This window comes from Massilia sp. 05N420 (assembly GCF_056397205.1).
Genome location: NZ_JBFTMX010000136.1, coordinates 1 through 545 on the forward strand (window position 1 = coordinate 1; position 545 = coordinate 545).

General features: G+C 62.8%; 1 protein-coding gene. It reads left to right on the forward strand.

Annotated elements, in window-relative coordinates:
* On the forward strand, positions 1 to 545 hold a 545-nt coding region (locus AC1DIX_RS27640; RefSeq protein WP_477328529.1), incomplete at both ends, for a quinolinate synthase.

Sequence of the window (545 nt, forward strand, 5' to 3'; positions counted from 1 at the left end):
CGATATCGTCGGCGACAGTCTGGCGCTGGCGCGCAAGGCCATCGATGTCGATGCCGACGTCATCGTTCTTGCCGGGGTGCATTTCATGGCGGAGACGGCAAAGCTGCTCAATCCGGCAAAGACCGTGCTGATCCCCGACATGGCGACAGGCTGTTCGCTGGCGGATTCGATCACGCCCGAAGATATCGCCCTGTTGCGTCAGGCCCATCCCGGCGTCCCCGTTATCACCTATGTGAACACCTCAGCCGCGGTGAAGGCGGCGTCCGATATCTGCTGCACGTCGGGCAACGCCAAGCAGGTGGTGGAGTCGCTCGGCGTCCCCCGGGTGCTGATGATCCCCGACGAATACCTGGCGCGCAACGTCGCCCGGGAAACCAATGTCGAGATTATCGCCTGGCACGGGCATTGCGAGGTGCACGAACTGTTTTCGGCCGATGACGTCAGGCAGTTGCGCGAAAATCATCCAGGCGTCACCGTCCTCGCGCATCCCGAATGCCCGCCCGATGTGGTGGCGGAAGCGGATTTTGCTGGATCGACGGCGGTGA